This window comes from Paracoccaceae bacterium, assembly GCA_033344815.1.
In the GTDB taxonomy this organism is placed as follows: Bacteria; Pseudomonadota; Alphaproteobacteria; order Rhodobacterales; family Rhodobacteraceae; genus Roseobacter.
In genome coordinates this window covers 1,247,343-1,264,344 of sequence record JAWPMR010000001.1, presented here as the reverse complement: position 1 = coordinate 1,264,344, position 17,002 = coordinate 1,247,343, and the positions used below count along the sequence as shown (strand labels likewise).

The 17,002-nt window shown below is 54.8% G+C and carries 20 protein-coding genes and 1 tRNA gene; 10 read left to right on the top strand and 11 right to left on the bottom strand.

Annotated features, from left to right (window positions below):
- Positions 1–33 precede the first annotated feature (33 nt).
- Positions 34–1,908 (bottom strand): monovalent cation:proton antiporter-2 (CPA2) family protein, encoded by a 1,875-nt coding sequence (locus R8G34_05910; protein ID MDW3222413.1) that lies wholly within the window; start codon positions 1,906–1,908, stop codon positions 34–36.
- A 26-nt stretch (positions 1,909–1,934) separates the two neighbouring features.
- Positions 1,935–2,390: an Lrp/AsnC family transcriptional regulator gene (locus R8G34_05905; protein MDW3222412.1), complete on the bottom strand. Its 456-nt coding sequence runs from the start codon at positions 2,388–2,390 to the stop codon at positions 1,935–1,937.
- Positions 2,391–2,548: 158 nt separating this feature from the next.
- Between R8G34_05905 and hppD the strand changes: the two genes are divergently transcribed.
- Entirely contained in the window at positions 2,549–3,646 is a 1,098-nt protein-coding gene (gene hppD / locus R8G34_05900) for a 4-hydroxyphenylpyruvate dioxygenase (GenBank protein MDW3222411.1), read from the top strand.
- A 96-nt stretch (positions 3,647–3,742) separates the two neighbouring features.
- Here the strand turns inward: hppD and R8G34_05895 are convergent, their stop codons facing one another.
- Entirely contained in the window at positions 3,743–6,043 is a 2,301-nt protein-coding gene (locus tag R8G34_05895) for a hypothetical protein (GenBank protein ID MDW3222410.1), read from the bottom strand.
- 157 nt (positions 6,044–6,200) lie between these two features.
- On the opposite strand from R8G34_05895, the gene R8G34_05890 reads away from it, so the two are divergent.
- Positions 6,201–6,890: an SIMPL domain-containing protein gene (locus tag R8G34_05890; GenBank protein ID MDW3222409.1), complete on the top strand. Its 690-nt coding sequence runs from the start codon at positions 6,201–6,203 to the stop codon at positions 6,888–6,890.
- A 56-nt stretch (positions 6,891–6,946) separates the two neighbouring features.
- Here the strand turns inward: R8G34_05890 and R8G34_05885 are convergent, their stop codons facing one another.
- Positions 6,947–8,239 (bottom strand): O-acetylhomoserine aminocarboxypropyltransferase/cysteine synthase family protein, encoded by a 1,293-nt coding sequence (locus R8G34_05885; GenBank protein MDW3222408.1) that lies wholly within the window; start codon positions 8,237–8,239, stop codon positions 6,947–6,949.
- Positions 8,240–9,326: 1,087 nt separating this feature from the next.
- On the opposite strand from R8G34_05885, the gene R8G34_05880 reads away from it, so the two are divergent.
- Positions 9,327–9,539, top strand: coding sequence for a hypothetical protein (locus R8G34_05880; protein MDW3222407.1), 213 nt, complete (start codon positions 9,327–9,329; stop codon positions 9,537–9,539).
- Between the two features lie 29 nt (positions 9,540–9,568).
- Complete coding sequence (locus tag R8G34_05875; protein MDW3222406.1) at positions 9,569–9,742, top strand: hypothetical protein; 174 nt, start codon at positions 9,569–9,571, stop codon at positions 9,740–9,742.
- A 252-nt stretch (positions 9,743–9,994) separates the two neighbouring features.
- Here the strand turns inward: R8G34_05875 and R8G34_05870 are convergent, their stop codons facing one another.
- Positions 9,995–10,174: a hypothetical protein gene (locus R8G34_05870; protein MDW3222405.1), complete on the bottom strand. Its 180-nt coding sequence runs from the start codon at positions 10,172–10,174 to the stop codon at positions 9,995–9,997.
- Positions 10,175–10,374: 200 nt separating this feature from the next.
- Here R8G34_05870 and R8G34_05865 point away from each other — a divergent pair, with 200 nt between their 5' ends.
- The gene (locus R8G34_05865; GenBank protein MDW3222404.1) at positions 10,375–10,749 is read left to right on the top strand and encodes a hypothetical protein; all 375 of its coding nucleotides are present in this window, start codon (positions 10,375–10,377) and stop codon (positions 10,747–10,749) included.
- Between the two features lie 61 nt (positions 10,750–10,810).
- Here the strand turns inward: R8G34_05865 and R8G34_05860 are convergent.
- A tRNA-Tyr gene (locus R8G34_05860) sits at positions 10,811–10,894 on the bottom strand.
- 110 nt (positions 10,895–11,004) lie between these two features.
- Here R8G34_05860 and rlmB point away from each other — a divergent pair.
- The 3 genes from rlmB to R8G34_05845 all read left to right on the top strand — a co-directional run bounded on the left by rlmB (position 11,005) and on the right by R8G34_05845 (position 12,809).
- A complete protein-coding gene (gene rlmB / locus R8G34_05855; protein MDW3222403.1) occupies positions 11,005–11,778 on the top strand; it encodes a 23S rRNA (guanosine(2251)-2'-O)-methyltransferase RlmB in 774 nt (257 codons plus the stop codon).
- A gap of 28 nt (positions 11,779–11,806) precedes the next feature.
- On the top strand, positions 11,807–12,121 hold the full coding sequence (locus R8G34_05850) for a hypothetical protein (GenBank protein ID MDW3222402.1): 315 nt from the start codon (positions 11,807–11,809) through the stop codon (positions 12,119–12,121).
- A gap of 220 nt (positions 12,122–12,341) precedes the next feature.
- The gene (locus tag R8G34_05845; GenBank protein MDW3222401.1) at positions 12,342–12,809 is read left to right on the top strand and encodes a CoA-binding protein; all 468 of its coding nucleotides are present in this window, start codon (positions 12,342–12,344) and stop codon (positions 12,807–12,809) included.
- On the opposite strand, the gene R8G34_05840 is transcribed toward R8G34_05845, so the two are convergent.
- Genes R8G34_05840 through hisA form a run of 4 tightly spaced genes read right to left on the bottom strand, consistent with a single transcriptional unit; the run spans position 12,806 to position 15,097 of the window.
- Positions 12,806–13,114: a phosphoribosyl-ATP diphosphatase gene (locus tag R8G34_05840; GenBank protein MDW3222400.1), complete on the bottom strand. Its 309-nt coding sequence runs from the start codon at positions 13,112–13,114 to the stop codon at positions 12,806–12,808. The genes R8G34_05845 and R8G34_05840 overlap by 4 nt on opposite strands.
- Entirely contained in the window at positions 13,111–13,872 is a 762-nt protein-coding gene (hisF, locus tag R8G34_05835; GenBank protein ID MDW3222399.1) for an imidazole glycerol phosphate synthase subunit HisF, read from the bottom strand. Before hisF ends, R8G34_05840 begins: the two co-directional genes overlap by 4 nt.
- Before the next feature lie 7 nt (positions 13,873–13,879).
- A complete protein-coding gene (locus tag R8G34_05830) occupies positions 13,880–14,368 on the bottom strand; it encodes a DUF2867 domain-containing protein (protein ID MDW3222398.1) in 489 nt (162 codons plus the stop codon).
- Between the two features lie 6 nt (positions 14,369–14,374).
- Positions 14,375–15,097 (bottom strand): 1-(5-phosphoribosyl)-5-[(5-phosphoribosylamino)methylideneamino]imidazole-4-carboxamide isomerase, encoded by a 723-nt coding sequence (gene hisA / locus R8G34_05825; GenBank protein MDW3222397.1) that lies wholly within the window; start codon positions 15,095–15,097, stop codon positions 14,375–14,377.
- A 140-nt stretch (positions 15,098–15,237) separates the two neighbouring features.
- Between hisA and R8G34_05820 the strand changes: the two genes are divergently transcribed.
- Entirely contained in the window at positions 15,238–15,624 is a 387-nt protein-coding gene (locus R8G34_05820; protein ID MDW3222396.1) for a DUF2147 domain-containing protein, read from the top strand.
- A 141-nt stretch (positions 15,625–15,765) separates the two neighbouring features.
- Positions 15,766–16,239 (top strand): hypothetical protein, encoded by a 474-nt coding sequence (locus R8G34_05815; GenBank protein MDW3222395.1) that lies wholly within the window; start codon positions 15,766–15,768, stop codon positions 16,237–16,239.
- Between the two features lie 124 nt (positions 16,240–16,363).
- On the opposite strand, the gene hisH is transcribed toward R8G34_05815, so the two are convergent.
- Positions 16,364–17,002, bottom strand: a complete 639-nt coding sequence (gene hisH / locus R8G34_05810) for an imidazole glycerol phosphate synthase subunit HisH (GenBank protein ID MDW3222394.1) — start codon at positions 17,000–17,002, stop codon at positions 16,364–16,366.

Sequence of the window (17,002 nt, the reverse complement as noted above, 5' to 3'; positions counted from 1 at the left end):
CACATCGGCGGTTTTTCCGGTCTATGCCCAAGCTTACGCGCTCTTTTTCTCGGTATCACGGCTTAGGAATGCCGTTTCCAGTTCTTTTTGCAATTCCTTGGCGCGGGCAAGATATGCCGCGTTCTGACTGGTGGGAATGTTTGGATCCCAAAGCTCGGCCAGTTCCTGCACCGAATGGCGGTCATGATGATAGAAAATGCGCTCTGCTTCCGCAGCTTCAAAATCACTGAGCCCCATGTTTTCAAGAACATAACGACCAGCACGCAGCGAGCCGTCAAAGAGCTCACGCACAATGTCATTGGCGCCGGCCTGATAGAGACGATAGACATGTGACCGGTCTCGAGCTCTGGCAACGATATGCAGGTCGGGGCGCTTTTTACGGGCGTATTCCACAAGTTTGATTGCCGCTTTTTGATCATCAAGCGCCACGACGAGAACGCGCGCGGTCTCAATCCCGGCGGCGCGCAGGATGTCGGGCCTTGTTGGATCTCCCAGAAACCCTTTGAAACCAAAGCGACGCATCACAGCGATGGTTTCCATGTCATGATCCAGCACGATGGTGTTGAAGCCATTGGCTTGCACCAACCGGTTGACGATCTGACCAAACCGCCCGATTCCCGCAATGATGACAGGGCCTTCCATGTCGATCTCGTCATCGGGATGTTGTTCATGCGTGTCCTTGGCGCGGTTGGACAAAACGTCATGCAAAATGAACAGCAGCGGCGTGATCAGCATCGTCATGGCAATGACAAGTAACAAGGTTTCTGCGACTTCAACCGGGATAACGCCCTGAACAACCGAGAAGGACACAAGTACAAAACCGAACTCGCCTGCCTGCGCCAGAGCGAGCGCAAAAAGCCACTGATCTTTGCCTTTCAGCTTGAAGGCGCGTCCCAGCCCATAGAGGATCATGCCTTTTACGATGATCACCAGAAGCGACATGGCGATAATAGCAGGCATGTTGTCAAAGAGCAGGGTAAAATTGATACCTGCGCCGACCGTGATGAAAAAGAGCCCCAGCAAAAGCCCCTTGAAGGGTTCAAGATCCGTCTCCAACTCATGCCGGAACTCTGAGCTGGCCAGAACGACACCCGCAAGAAACGCGCCAAGGGCAGGCGAAAGCCCCACCAGCGTCATCAGAAAGGAGATTGCCACCACGATCAGCAGGGCAAGCGCTGTGTACATTTCTCGCAGGCGTGCGGCGTGAATGTAGCGAAAAAGTGGGCGCGTGAGGAAAACGCCCACGAGAATCACAAATCCAATTGCAGCGATGGTGACAAGCGTCACGCCCCAACCCGGCAGACCTTCGACCAGTGACAGGCTGTGGTGTCCACTGCCATGCGCGTCCTCACCGGCCCTCAGGATTGACCCGTCCTTTGCCAGTTGCATGGGGACAGCCGCCACAAGCAAGGGCAAGAAGGCAAGTATGGGGATTACGGCGATGTCTTGCGTTAACAGGACCGAAAATACAGACCGCCCGCCGCTGGTCTGCATTAATCCTTTTTCAGAGAGGGTTTGCAAGACGATGGCGGTAGAGCTGAGAGAGAGTGTCAAACCGATGGCAAGCGCTATGCCCCAGGGTTGATGATACGCCATCGCGATGCCCATAATCGCGAGTGTGCTTAAAACGACCTGCAACCCGCCCAAACCTATCAGGCGGTGGCGCATGTCCCAAAGCGCGCGCGGTTCCAGTTCCAATCCGATCAGGAACAGCATCATGACCACGCCAAATTCGGCAAAGTGCTGTAGATCTTCTGTTTCTGACCCCACAAGGCTCAAAACAGGTCCGATGATGATCCCGGCCGCCAGATATCCCAACACCGATCCCAAGCCCAACCGCGCGGCAATCGGTACGGCAATCACTGCTGCAGCGAGATAAATAGAGGCTTGGTACAGGAAACTTTCCATTGTGGCGTTTTCTCCTCATGCGAGGTTTAGGTGGGCAGGGGGCCATCGGATTTCAATTGATCCATCACGATCTGGCTGTGAACACGGGCGACGGCGGGATGGGGCAGTAGTATTTCATGGATCAGCGTGTTGAGGGCTGGCAAATCGGCACAGTACACGCGCAACAGATAGTCCGCATCGCCGGTCATTGTCCACGCACTCGTGATTTCTGAGCGGGAGTTTACTAGCCGGGCAAAGCTCTTGGAATGATCCGGGCCATGGGTGCTCAAATAGACCTGCACGAAACCCTGAATGTGAAGGCCAAGGCGCGAAGGATCAAGGCGCGCAACATAGGCGCGAATGAAACCTTCGCTTTCCAACCGCTGTCTTCTGCGCCCAGCCTGGCTGGGGGACAAGTTAAGAGTCTCCCCCAATTGTTGCGCCGTCAGATGCGCATTGCCTTGCAAGGCTTCAAGAAGGCGCGTATCGGTTTCGTCCAGCATGATGCGTCCTTTTTGCACTTCACGGCGATACTTTGCGCAGTATCCGCGTAATTCCCTAATAAATTCGTGACATTTGCGCACATTTGGTAAGGTTTTAAGGGTATGGTGCCCAATATGCGCGCATTCCGTGCGTGATGCCCTCTTCTCAGGAGTTTTAAATGGGTCCTTTTCCGCATGACGCCCCGAAATCTGCTATTTCGGCCGATAATCCCGCCGGGACAGACGGGTTTGAGTTCGTGGAATTTGCACATCCCGAGCCACAGGAACTGCGCGACCTGTTCGCACGTATGGGCTTTGAACATGTCGCCAATCATAAAACGCGGCAGGTAGAGCTTTGGCAGCAGGGCGACATCTCCTATGTTCTGAATGCCGATCCTGACAGTTTTGCTGCGCGTTTCGTGGAGGCTCACGGTCCTTGCGCGCCCTCTATGGGATGGCGTGTGGTTGATGCCGAGCAAGCGTTCTCGCAGGCCGTCGCAAAAGGGGCCAAGCCCTATGAGGGGGCTGGCAAAGTGCTTGACGTGCCTGCAATTGAGGGGATTGGCGGATCATTGCTCTATTTCGTCGATCAGTATTACGACACCAGCCCCTATAACGAGGAATACGAATGGATCAGGCAATCCAAACCGACGGGCGTGGGGTTCTATTACCTCGATCATCTGACGCACAATGTGCACAAAGGTAATATGGACACGTGGTTCCGGTTTTACGGTGATCTGTTTAACTTTCGCGAGATACGTTTTTTTGACATTGCGGGGAAATTCACCGGGCTTCTCAGCCGCGCGTTGACGTCGCCTTGCGGACGGATCCGCATTCCGATCAATGAAGACCGCGGCGAAACAGGGCAGATTGTCGCCTATCTAAAGAAATACAAAGGTGAAGGCATCCAGCACATCGCGGTGGGGTCTCGCGACATTTACGACAGTACAGATGAAATCGCTGCGCGTGGACTGAAATTCATGCCCGGCCCGCCAGATGCCTATTACAAACAGAGCCATCAGCGGGTTGTTGATCATGCTGAGCCAATTGTGCGCATGAAGAAGCACGGCATCCTGATTGACGGTGAGGGCGTTATCGGCGGTGGCGAAACCAGGATTCTCCTGCAAATTTTCTCAAAGACCGTCATTGGGCCAATTTTTTTCGAGTTCATTCAGCGTAAAGGCGATGACGGCTTCGGCGAAGGAAATTTCAAAGCCTTGTTTGAAAGCATCGAACAGGAGCAAATTGACAATGGCGAATTGACGGCGCCGTCGTGAAAAGACAAATGACCGTAGCGTTCACCTTACAGTGCCGCGAAACTTTTCGATCTGTCTTGGACAAATGATGCCGAGTCGGAAGTGCTTCTTGGTCGTTTAGCTCTTCGGCATCTTGAGGATAATGTTTCGCCCGCTTTTCTGATACCGCAGTTCACCCTCACCGATCGCTGAAATACGGCCACCATCAATGCGGTCGCCAACCTGCACTTTCTTGTAGCGTCCGTTTGCCAAGCGTATCAGGGCACGTCTTTGGGACGGCGTACCATATACGCCGATCAGATTGACCTTACGCATATTGATAGCGTTACGCACTGTTGCTTCGCGCGCCACAGAGGCGGTGGAGGGGATGCTTGGCTTCACAACCACCCGAGGGGCGATGGTGGCAGCACGTGCAGGCTGGGCGGCTGAGGCCTTCTGTGACCTTGCTATGATCTGGTTGAAATTGCTGGGTCTTATGTCTGGACGCCGCGTCACAACAGCTGCCAGACGTTCTGGTCTGCTCTCCTCGCTTTGTTCAGCGAGGGGCGTGGAGGCAGCGTCAAGAGGCACCAGACTCGCACCGCTTGCACTGGCAGAGACTGTTGATGCGGGTCGAATGGGCGGGCGTATTTGCGCAAGTTCAGAACGCGTCAGACCGTCCAGCGTGGCGCGTTCTGTGGTCTCAACTATGTCATCCGGACGCAATTGCGGGCGAAAGGCGGCAAGACTGGCGCGCGCAGGGTCGGAAACGGTTGCTGCACTTGGCTCAGAACGCTCCGGGAGGGTTGCAGGGCGTACCGGGGGGGCTCCAGCAAATACCCGTACACCGTCGGGCGAAAGCGTCCCTTCGCGCGTTCCAACTACCAGCCCACGCTCATCCAATATGAAAGCAGTCCCGGCGGCGGCAGGAGAATTGGGAGGGTCAATGGCGGTATCGCGATTGGCTTTTTCCAGTTGCGGTAGTGCGACGGCGTCAAAGGCTGGCTCGATAGGGTCAATGCTTGTCATGTAGAGATCGTCGATATCGACCAACGGCGGCGGGCTTGGGACGTCCGGTGAAAGTGGCCAAATGCCGGTAACTGCGTAATTTGAGAGGAAACTTTCCGGTATGGTTGATGCAGTGTTTTGGGCGTCCGGCTGCGGCAGCGGCGCGCGCAGCGCATTCAGGACGGCGGCATCTTCGTCCGTCAGATCAGTATCAAGAGACGCGTTTTGTGTTTCATTTTGTGTTTCGTCAGGTTCACCGGCCTGTTTGAGCAATATCGGTGGGGACACCTGTACCGCAGTGATTTCGACAGTGTCATGCGCCTCGCGATTAAAAATGCCCGCGACGAAAGACGGGAGATTTCCAAATGCAAAAGTGCCAATACCTACCAAAACGGCCAGGAGAACGAGTGTCAGCGTGATCCCCATGGGGCGCGACGTAGTTTTTGCCGACACCTGTTCGCGCGCGCCGAACGTCGTCAGGCGGCTGGCTTCTTCTGCCATCGAAATGGTGTTTTGCGCGCTGGTCGTCGCTGGAGACGGTGTCGTCTCCACAGGTCGCGGATCGGGTGTTACCGGCGCGGATGGTGTTTCGGCAAAGCCGCCGGCCATGGCGTTCTGAGCATGGCTTTTGGGAAAAACGCGCCCGCCGGACATGTTGGCAAAATGGCGCCTGCTGACGAACTCAGGCGCTGGTTTCGCGGCCGTGCTGGGTGGCAATTGTGGGGCAGTTACGTCGGCATGTGTAAAGGTCGGCTTTCGCAAGCTTTCTACCGCATCTGCCCGCGTGCTTCGGCGCCTTTTTTCGGGGGATTGCACGTCACTTTCGAGATCTGTGGAGATCTCTGTCCCTACGATATCTGCGGAGTCGTCCTCGACAGGGAGCACATCGCCGATCACAACAATTGCGGCCCCGTCCTGCTCTACGCTCTGCCCATCTTGAAGCAATTGACGGGCTGCTTTCGCAGGACCGAAATACGGTTCCCCCAGAAAGGCTTTTTCTTTTGGGATCGCAACAAAGCAAACCGGATTAAACCCATGATCCAGAGCAAAACTTTCTGCTTCGTCCAGTGTCTCATAGGCGACGGCTGCGATGTGGCTGACATTTCCCTCAAGGGTCACATCAAAGGCCAGGTCTTCCATCGCATAGGGTGTTACCCCTTCCAATGCGTCATAGGCCGCGTCGCGCGCCTCCGTGATGTCCATCGCCGGGGTTTCAATGCTCAGGTACCGGACTTGCTGATTGGGGATCACCACCTTGCATCGCAGGCCGTCCGGCGTGAGAGCGACAGCCTTATTGCGCAAGGCTGCAAGGTCAGTTCGCAACTGCCCGGAGTCAGGCGAAATTTCGCCGACTACGCGCCATCCGCCCACGGCCCGCTGCAACAGGCAGATGCTCTCAGGAGACAGCGAAAGTGCGAAGTTTGGTTTCATGACGAGAACTTATCAGCCGTGCGTAAAGTTTGACAGAAGGTTGATTTAATTAAAGCACATATAGCAGGTCTTTGCCGAGGAAAAGTGAAGGCAAGCTTAACGGCTTGCTCCGGCACCGGCGCAGATGCCAGATAGCGGTGACTTAGGGAGACTGAAGATGCGACATCTATTTAGATTCTTGGCAGTGATGCTTTTAGTGGCGGGCACGGCTGCGGCAGAGGACGCGCGGGTGATCACAACGAACGGGCAGGGCAGCGTCGAAACTGTGCCCGACATGGCGACGATACGATTGGGCGTGACGCATGAAGATGCAAATGCCAGCAATGCGATGGCTGCAACCTCAGAAGGGGTTGGCGCAATCCTGCGCAGGTTGTCCGAGGCTGGTATCGCACCGCGCGACATGCAGACCGACAACATCTCGCTTCAACCAGTCTGGTCCAACCGCGGGTCCAACAACAATACCCCCGCCAAGATCACTGGTTTTGTCGCGAGCAATACGCTGACAGTCCGTGTGCGGGATCTGGAAGCACTTGGCGGTATTTTGGATCTGGTGGTGAGCGATGGGGCCAATACGTTCAACGGTTTGTCCTTTGGTTTGCAGGAGCCCAAGCCCGCGCAGGATGCTGCACGCGCCCAAGCCGTGCGGGATGCCATTGACCGCGCTCAGCAATTGGCCGATGCGGCAGGTGTAACGCTTGGACCGATACAGTCGATCAGCGAACAGGGCCGTGTCGGACGGCCGCAAATGATGGAAATGGCCGCCGCGCGTCAAATGGATGCCCCAGTGGCCGCGGGCGAGTTGACTGTCACTGCACAGGTCGGCATCGTTTTTGCGATTGTCGACTAGTTGCGGGTCGCATTTGAGAAGTATGGGGCGCCCAAAGGACGCCCCATTTAGCTGTATCAGCTTGTGGCTTTTGCCAAGGCCTGATCCAGATCCGCAATCAGATCATCCGCGTTCTCGGTTCCGATAGAGACCCGCACAACCCCCGGCCCGGCACCCGCCGCTTCCTGTTGTTCAGCCGTCAATTGCCGGTGTGTCGTCGAGGCCGAATGAATCACCAGACTGCGCGTGTCCCCGAGATTTGCCACATGGCTGAAAATCTCCAGCGCGTTTACGAATTTCACGCAGGCATCATATCCCCCTTTGATCGCGAAGGTGAACAGGCCACCTGCACCTTTCGGGCATATTTTCTTGACGCGTTTGTTGTAGGGCGAAGACTTCAAACCAGCATAGGTGACATAGTCGACGCGCGCATCTTTCTCGAGCCAAGCCGCCAGCTTTTCCGCATTCTCCACATGACGCTCCATGCGCAACGACAGGGTTTCCGTGCCCATCAGCGTATAATGCGCGGCCTGCGGGTTCATCGTCATACCCAGGTCGCGCAGACCAATTGCGATCGAATGGAACGTAAAGGCCAACGGTCCGAAAGTTTCATGGAATTTCAGCCCATGATATGCTGGTTCCGGCTGGCTGAGTGAGGGGAATTTGTCGTTTGCGGACCAGTCGAATTTGCCTGAATCCACGATACATCCGCCGGTTACAGTGCCGTTGCCGGTGAGGTATTTCGTTGTGGAGTGGACAACAAGTGTTGCACCATGCTCGATGGGGCGGCACAGGTAGGGCGTCGCAGTCGTGTTGTCCACGATCAACGGAATGCCTGCCGCATCCGAAATTTTGGAGATGGCGCCCAGATCCGTGATATAGCCGCCCGGGTTGGCGATGGCCTCACAAAACACGGCGCGGGTATTGTCGTCGATGGCCGCCTTGACGGCGTCCAGATCGTCAAAATCTACAAAGGTTGCTTCCCAGCCGAACCGTTTGATGGTGTGGGAGAATTGCGTGACCGTACCTCCATAGAGCCGCGTGGAGACTACGATATTCTTGCCGGGCCCCATGAGGGGGAAAAGTGCCATGATTTGTGCCGCGTGACCCGAAGAACAGCATGCAGCGCCTACGCCGCCCTCAAGGGTGGCGATGCGTTCTTGCAATACAGCCACGGTCGGGTTGGTCAGACGAGAATAGATAAATCCGACCTCTTGCAGGTTGAAGAGGGCGGCAGCGTGATCTGCGTCACGAAATACATAGGCCGTCGTCTGATAGATTGGCGTCTGACGTGCACCGGTCGCCGGGTCAGGGCGTGCGCCTGCGTGGATTTGCAAAGTGTCAAAGCCGTAGCTGGGGCCGTCGGTCATGGGGTTCCTCCTTGGGGACTTGTTTGGGCTTATCGTTAGGCCAAGGGCGCAAGGCACACAAGTGCAGGCGGCGCGCAAGACTCTCCGACCTCGTTCGCATCCTACCTAGGCTGCCGCATTCAGCGTCGTCGTTCATTCATACTGTCGTATCATTTTCCGGAACTTGGCCGATGTCGCCTGCGGTGACGTCTCGCTGATTTTCAGCAGAAAGCTTCTCTGGTCCAGACCGCTTGCCGCTCGACTTGGCACTGCATTTGAAAAGGAAGAGGTCTGATTGGACGGCCTTGTCAGAGCAGAGCTTGGAACCTCGCTCTTTCAAAACATGCGACCCGCAGGTTCTTCAATAGCGGCTTATACAATCCGGTACGAATTGGTTGGTTCCAAAATAAATGGCTTCGTACCCGCGTTTCGTCCCTGCGATTTTCACAACATCAGATTTGCATTTTGGTCGCCAGTCTTGCTTTGCACTAAAAGCAAAGTCCCAGCGGGCGGAAACTGTGTCGATATCAAGAAACCAACGATCTGCAATGTCCTTGCTTACGGGGTGGTTCGGCAAGAGATGGCGCGCTGTGATTGAGGAGCCCGTACCACAAGAGTTTGACGATTACTCGTAATATGAAAACGGATCGTGGCGCTTTGTCGAAGGATGTCGCGCGCAGTTGAAGCTGAGTATGAGAGACCGGTTTTTGCAGACGGTCAGGAAACAATGATATAATGGCATTATGTGATATGGGCGGCGCGCCATGCAGGCCTTCTGGCAGCGCTGAGAAACAGCTCGGCAAGACAAGACGACGACTGCTTGATGGCCCGGGATAAGCGCTTAAAACTCAGCAGCGATCACACAAAATACCGCAAATGCAAAACACCGCTTTCATGGCCGTAGGGCCAATTAAGCGCGCACTGGCGCGCGAGTTGATTGAAGAGCAGTGAGACGATTAAGAGATTTGCGCAATGGATGGTGTGAAAGACCATAACTTTGAAAATGCGCCGGATTTGGGCAAAGCCCTAGAGCGCAGCACAAGATACCGATGGCCACTATATCGAGATAGATGTGGCGAAATGCCAGGCCGAGCTTGATGGTCTGGACTTGAGCGATGCGCAAATAGAAGAGCTTTTGAACGCACTCTTGTCCATGGTGATGGCCTATGGAGAGCTTGGCTTTATCTTGCGTCCAGCGCCTATGCCCTGTGGACAAGTCGAAAAAGAGCTTGATGCCGGTGTGACGATGGATCCGGATGTGGTAAACTCTGGAAACACTGAAAATTTTGATGATTTTACGCCTGAGCCGGAGCGCGAGTGAGAGCTCCAATACGACGAAAGGCGGGAATTGTGAGACAAGAAAAGCAATTGAACGCAGACAAGGCGCAAACCGCGCTGATTTACTACCGTATTTCTGACAAAAACCAGGAAACCGATGGGCATGGCTTAGAGAGCCAAGAACATCGTTGCCGCCAATATGCTGATAAGAGAGATTATTCTGTAGAAGGTGGTCTTTACCCATGACTTTACAGGCAGGGTGACTTTAAGAAGCGCCCAGCGATCCGCGCCCTTTTGGCGTATCCCGCTGCTGAGAAGGATCAAAGCTATATTGTCGTCTTTGATGATTTGAAGCGCTTTGCGCGCGATACGCGTTTCCACTTGGATTTACGTGAAAAAATGTCTGGATTTGGGGCCTCAGTAGAGTGTTTGAATTTCAAGTTCGAAGCCTCGCCAGAAGGCCATTTTGTTGAAAACATGTTCGCAGCATAAGGACAGCTAGAGCGGGAACAAAATAGCCGTCAGGTTGTCCACAAAATAACCGCGTGCGTTGAGAAAGGCCAATAAGTCTTTCATCCGCCTGTTGGCTATCGCTATGAAAAAGACCGCGCGCAGGGAAAGCCACTTGTGCGGAACGAGCCTATCGCCTTGATTATCGCTGAGGCTTTGAAAGGTCATGTTAGCGGGCGATTTAGCTCACAAGTCGAAGTAAAGCGCTTCTTTGAATCCAACCTAGCTTTCCCCAAAAGCGGCAATAGCGGTTATGTCCACCCAAGCAAGGTCAAGAGAATGCTCCAGCGTCCGGTCTATGCGGGCTAGGTCGATGCACCGTATACAAGCTTGAACTCGTTCGGCAGTTTGTTGCCGTCACGAAAGCGATGTTCACAGATGTCTGGAAAATGCGTCTTGCTCAAGCCGCGGACGATAAGGAGCTGGTGGACAGCCAAATCAAGGACATGGACAATCAAATCGACGCTTTACTGGACAGGATCGTAGACTCGGCCAGCCCAGCGGTGATCCAAGCCTATGAGAAGCGCATCGAAAAGCTGGAGCGCCAGAAGATCAGATTGGCCGATCAAGGCGCGCAATTCATCCCGCCGCAAGGCAGGCTCGAAGAGTTTATCGAAAACACGCTTGGATTTTTAGAAAGCCCTTACAAAGTATACGTAAAAGGCGGTCTTGCCCTCAAGAGAACAGTCTTAAAACTTGCTTTTGCAGAGCCCCTGCGGTACAGCCGCGAAAACAGTTATTGAACCGCTAAAATCACCTTGCCCTTCAAGGTGTTACGCGGAATTTCAACACAAAAGTGGGAAATGGTGGGCGACCCTGGAATCGAACCAGGCGTGCGTCTCCGCGAGGGAGTTACAGTCCCCTGCCACACCTTGCGGCCTGTCGCCCACTGCGCTCGTGCATTGCATGAGCGGTGAAGGCGTGATTACAAGCGGTGCCAAGAGGCGTCAAGGTGAAATCATACGGTTTTTGACGCCAGAACAAGATGGACCCGAGACATGAAAAAGCCCAAGTGGGTTGTACAGAAAGAACAGGACAAGAAAGCCGAAGGTCGCGAGACGGTATGGTTGTTTGGATTGCATGCGGTGCGCGATGCTCTGTTGAACCCGCGCCGGGAAAAAATTCGTCTGATCATCACTTTGAACGCGCACAATAAATTGGCTGAAGCGATTGAAGACGCCGGGATTGAGCCGGAAATCGCAGATCCGCGCAAATTTGCGGCGCCACTGGATCCCGGCTCGGTCCATCAGGGCGTCGCGATGGAGGTGAAACCCCTGAACTGGGGACGCCTTGAGGATGTCTGCATCGGGCCTGTATCACCGCGTGTTGTGATGCTTGACCGGGTGACGGATCCACATAACGTTGGAGCAATTTTGCGCTCTGCCGAAGTCCTGGGCGCCTCGGCCGTGATCGGCACGCGGCACCATTCCGCGCCAGAAACCGGGGCGCTGGCAAAAAGCGCCAGTGGTGCATTGGAACGGCAACCCTATGTCCGGGTGCGCAATCTTGCAGACGCGATCCGTGCCTTGCAGGATATGGGGTATCTTGTTCTTGGGCTGGATGGCGAGGCGAGTCAGACCATTGAGACCGCCGTTGAAGGACGTCGGGAACGGCCTGTCGCGCTTGTCCTCGGCGCAGAGGGACCGGGTCTGCGCGAAAAGACCAAAGACACCGTGGATGCGCTGGTGCGAATCAATGCCGCGGGCCGGTTTGGTTCGCTGAACGTGTCGAATGCCGCTGCAATCGCATTATATGCAAGCAAGCCTCTGTAAAACGGAACGCAAGACTAAAGGGAGTTGGATGGCCTATTCGACCAAGATCGCAACATGCTGTTATTGTGGAACCCGTGCGGCGTTAGTGCTGGGCACGAATCGCCACGAGCTGGTTTGTTCGAGCTGCGGCGCACCTTTGCATGATCTGAAACGCTTGCGACGCGATCATCCAGGAAAATCGGAGCTCGTGCGACCCTCCGCAGTTCGCGATTTTTCCAGGACAGAACGGGAAAAACCCCGCAAAAACAATTTGCCGCGCAGAAAATACAAAAAGAAGCGCAAGGGGTTCATGAAGCACCTTCTTGAAGAGGCGTTTGATGTCATCGAAGATATCCTCGATTGACACGCGAGATACCCCTAAAAACCTGGGGTTTTAACTTTTCGTTCACAGATTTGCGAGACAGTCTGGATATGCACATTTTCGTGCTTATGTACTTGTCATGTCGGCAGGCTCGGAACGTCTGCTGAACTCATGACTGTCCCTCGTTCCGTACCTTTTGCGCCCATGCTTTTTAGCATCGGGCGCTCTTTTTTTCTGGCGAACGAACCAGTATGGATTGGGTATGGAGTATTCTGATACCTTGCTGAAAAAGATCCTGACGCGCACGCGCCGCATTGCGGTCGTTGGGGTGTCGCTCAACCCGGTGCGTCCCAGTTTTTACGTGGCGCGCTACCTGACTCTGAAAGGCTTCGAGGTGGTTCCGGTGAACCCCGCATATGCAGGTAAGGAATTGTTCGGTCAGACCGTGGCGAACTCGCTCTGCCAGATCGGTGAAAAGGTCGACATGGTGGATATCTTTCGCCGCCCCGAGGCCGTGCCGTCTATAGTTGAGGAGGCGCTGACGTGTTTTCCTGATCTGGCAACTCTTTGGATGCAGATCGGCGTGCAGCATCCGGAGGCCGCGGCCCGGGCCGAAGGGCAGGGCGTTACCGTGATCCAGGACAGATGCCCGAAGATTGAATACCAGCGGCTGTTTGGCGAATTGCGCATGGGCGGATTCGCCACCGGCGTGATTTCGTCCAAACTTTAGGTACGGCCCGCTTTTTCTGCGAGCCCGGATTGGCTTTTACGTGCAGCAAGTTCGGCCAGAACGGTTTCCAGAGACACATCGCAAGCGGCCAGCATGACCAGCAAGTGATAAATCACATCGGCGGCTTCTGATGTCAGAGCTTCCTTGTCGCCCTTCACCGCTTCTATAATAGCCTCAATGGCCTCCTCGCCAAATTTTTCCGCGCATTTTTCCGGCCCCTTGGCAAGAAGCTGTGCGGTCCAACTGCTGGCGGGATCTGCTGTTTTGCGGGCTTGGATGGTTTCAAAAAGCTCGGTCAGGGTCATGTCAGCCTCATCGGAATACCAGCGGCGGCCATATGTGATTTGGCTTCCTTGATTGTGAAATCACCAAAGTGAAAAATCGAAGCGGCCAGGACCGCTGAAGCCCCGCCTTGAGTCACACCTTCAACCAGATGATCCAACGTCCCAACACCGCCCGAAGCAATCACCGGCACGCTCACCGCCTCTGAAATAGCGCGGGTCAGCGGCAGGTTGAAACCTGCGCGTGTCCCGTCGCGGTCCATGGAGGTCAGCAGGATTTCACCAGCACCTTTTGCCACGACGGTTTTGGCGAATTGCACGGCATCAATGCCGGTGCGGTTGCGCCCGCCGTGGGTGAAAATCTCCCACTTGCCCGGGCTTACTGTTTTCGCGTCAATGGCGACGACAATACACTGGCTGCCGAACTGATCGGCGGCCTGGGAAACCACATCCGGGTCGGCAACTGCAGCAGAGTTGAAAGACACCTTGTCTGCGCCCGCCAAAAGCAATGCGCGCACATCTGACGGCGTACGGACCCCTCCCCCCACGGTCAGAGGAATGTAACAGTGTTCGGCCGTCCGCGTGACCACGTCAAACATCGTCGCTCGATTTTCGTGGGTGGCGGTAATGTCGAGGAAACACAATTCGTCCGCCCCCGCTGCATCATAGGCAATGGCGGCGTCGACCGGATCACCCGCATCGCGCAGATCAACAAAATTCACGCCTTTGACGACACGGCCGTCCGCCACATCAAGGCAGGGAATAATTCTGGTTTTCAGCATGCAAGCCTCACTCAGCGATCGGCGACTTTTGCCCCGGCTGCGCAATACTTGCAACACGCACAAGAGCATTTCGCGCAATGAGAATGTGAAACGGCAAAATGGATGTCAGATAGATGCGCCCGCCGATGTTGTGTGGACGCACCCAAGTGGCGAGATAAATGTGGCCTTCCTTGCTGAGCACGCTCACGCGAAAATCAAGATGACGGTCATTGAACCCGGCAATGACTTCAGCATCACTTGAGGACTCGACTGGGAAAAAGCCCAGTTTTTGCGCTGACGCCGGCCCGTCTTTCATCAGGCCAAACGGAGAGGTGATAAGATTGCGCAGTGCAACGAGAATTTTCGCCCATTCCGGAAAAGCAACAATGATTTCAGCCGCGTCCGGCGCTGTCAGGGCACTGGCCACTTTGTAGCAATCAAGAAAGTCACGACCCTCACGGCGCAGGTGCAATGTGCTTTCTGCGGGCAAAACGGTCTTGGTAACGGGGGAATTCATGTTGTGTCACTCTTTCAGGACGGACAGGGCCTCTTTGAGATCGATGGCACCATCATAAAGCGCGCGTCCGGAAATTGCGCCGTCTAAATCTGCGCCACAATCGCGCAGGGCAATCAGGTCCGCAACCGAGGACACGCCACCCGATGCAATGACAGGAATCGACACTGCGTGTGCGAGATCGGCTGTAGCTTGAATATTTGGACCCGCCATCGCGCCATCCCGCAGGATATCGGTGTATATGATTGCAGCAACGCCGACATCTTCGAAGGATCGAGCCAAGTCTGTCACGCGTACATCGGTTTCCTCGGCCCAGCCTTTGGTGGCGACAAACCCGTTGCGTGCGTCAATTCCAACGGCGACCTGACCAGGAAATGTTCGGGCGGCTTGGCGAACAAGATCCGGATTTTCAACAGCGACTGTTCCCAGAATGACCCGCGTAAGGCCTTTATTGAGCCATGTCTCGATTGTTGCCATATCCCGGATGCCGCCGCCCAACTGTGTGGGCACTTTGCAAACCCTCAGGATCGCCTCAACTGAAGCTGCATTGACCGGTTCTCCGGCAAAAGCGCCGTTAAGATCGACCAGATGGATCCACTCACAGCCGGCTTGCTCAAACTCCTGTGCCTGCGCCGCCGGGTCGTCGTTGAAGACCGTTGATTGTGCCATATCCCCATGAACAAGGCGCACGGCCATACCCTCTTTGAGGTCGATTGCAGGGTAAAGGATCATGGTCTCGTCCAATCGTCGCAAACTGTTTCGTTTGTCCCTGCCTCTTGCACGTTTCAAAAGGCTATTGCAACGCGACGCAGGGTCATACTTGCATGCAGCTCGAAAGGCGGGTGAAACTAGATGCAACGGGAGGATCCAAAATGAAATCACTGTCAATTGCCGCTGTTTTTTGCACGTTCTTTGGCGCAACGGTCTCAGCGGACCCTTTGGAGGGGACGTGGCAAACGCAACCAGATGAGGGGTCATTTGCACATGTTCTCATCGAACCTTGTGGCGTTAATTTCTGCGGTAAAATTGCGAAGACTTTTAATGAAAGCGGCGCATATTCGTCGCCCAATCTTGGCAAGACGCTTGTGATAGACATGGCTGCTGAAGGCGACGGGAAGTATAAGGGTAAAGTTTGGCGTCCCTCTAACGACAAGATTTATCTGGGCAAAATCGCGTTGAATGGCGATAGTATGAAGCTTTCGGGCTGTGTGGCTGGTGGTTTGATTTGTTCAAAACAAACCTGGTCGCGGGTCAACTAGACCGACTTCAAAAGCGCGCTGCAGTGGTGTTAAGAAAGTCGCGGATCAACGCTTCATTAACGGGTTGTGGACTATCAATTATGCTCATGCTGCGCCTTCAGGCGGCAGTGATCTCTCACGTGATAATGCTTGGGCAATACAATGGACCATCGTCGCAAACCAGCTTCGGAAGTGACCCCGGAATATGAAGATAGTGGTCTGTTCAAAAGCAAAATTGGTCAGCTCACGCTTGAATTGGTGCCGCAAATGTCGCGCAACGCGCGCAAAGATCTGGTTGTGCGCGGTTTTATGAATCGGACAACCGAAATCGAAGTGGCTTTCGCAGGGCGTCGGGCAAAAGAAACAGGCCCATTGGAATCGCGACTGAGCGCAATGATGGAACGCGCCGCCCGCATGGCCAAGGCCGCAGGCGAAGCTGCGCCCGATATTTATTCGGTACGCTTACCCATTCTGGTTGAAGGGGCATGGCGTCCGCGCTTCAAGCGCGACAAAGAGGGCTGGGAGACGCGCGACTACTATTTGTTCGTCGCGCGATGGTCGCTTCTCGATAATGAAGGGAACTCAGTGACGTTTGGGTCTCCGCCAATAGTCCGGATGCCGAACAACGCGCATTGACCGGCTACAACGGCACCCAACTAAAATAAAACTAATTCTCGGCCAGTCCTTCGCTGCCAAATTGATACGACGGGTGCCAGCGCATTAAAAAGTCATGTAATTACGTCTGTTTGACTGTTGGTTTTCAAGGGCGCCAATTCAGAAAATTTGCAATCATCCGCAGACCGGCTGACTGGCTTTTTTCCGGGTGAAACTGTAGACCGATCATCGTGTCGATACCGACAACGGCCGTTACATCACCCCCATAATCCACATGTGCCAGTCGTTGTGCCGTATCCGTCACAACCATATGATAGCTATGCACAAAATAGGCGTGATCACCCGTCGAGATTCCGTCGAACACAGGATGCGATGCATCCAGGATCAGATCGTTCCAACCCATATGAGGCACTTTGAGTGACGGGTCGGCCGGCATGATGCGCGTGACCTCGCCATCAACCCAGTTCAATCCCTCAGTGTCTTTATACTCGCGACCCCAATGCGCCATTAACTGCATCCCGACGCAGATGCCCATGAAAGGACGACCTTTTGTCTCAACCGCCTCGATCATCGCGTCATGGAGCCCGGAATGCCCCTTGAGTTCAGCCATGCAGGCTGGAAATGCGCCGTCTCCGGGCAGAACGATACGGTCGGCCGCGGCGACAACGTCAGCCTCGCCGGTGACGACTATCTCACCCGCATCCGTTTCACGCGCCATGCGTTCAAACGCCTTTTGGGCGGAATGCAGATTGCCGCTTTCGTAATCAACTATCGCGGTCAGCAC